This is a genomic window from Aquabacterium sp. A08, assembly GCF_011742065.1.
Genome location: NZ_JAAQQT010000286.1, coordinates 1 through 482, shown reverse-complemented (window position 1 = coordinate 482; position 482 = coordinate 1). Strand labels below are relative to the sequence as shown.

The following is a 482-nucleotide window of genomic DNA, read 5'->3' as shown; positions in this document are numbered from 1 at the left end:
CCAGCCATCTCTTCCAACGCAGGATCGCCGGCGCGGGCCACGTGCACGAACTGCGCGGCCGGGTCCTTGCGCGGGTCGGCGGTGTAGAGGCCTTTCTGGTCGGTCAGGATGACCAGCACGTCGGCCTCCACCAGGTTGGCCACCAAGGCGCCCAGGGTGTCGTTGTCGCCGAACTTGATCTCGTCGTTGACCACCGTGTCGTTTTCGTTGATGACCGGCACCACCCGGTGCTCGAGCAGCGTGAGCAGGGTGGAGCGGGCGTTCAGGTAGCGCTCGCGGTCGGCCAGGTCGGCGTGGGTGAGCAGCACCTGGGCGCTGCGCAGGCCGAGCTCGCGCAGCTTGGTCTCGTACATCTGGACCAGGCCCATCTGGCCCACGGCGGCGGCAGCCTGGAGTTCGTTGATTTCCTTGGGCCGCACCGTCCAGCCCAGGCGCTTCATGCCCTCGGCGATGGCGCCGCTGCTGACCATGATGACCTCGCG

At 68.0% G+C, this 482-nt stretch carries 1 protein-coding gene; it reads right to left on the bottom strand.

The features are described from left to right. A partial coding sequence (proB, locus tag HA630_RS26930) for a glutamate 5-kinase (protein WP_166832164.1) occupies window positions 1-482 on the bottom strand: 482 nt, incomplete at both ends.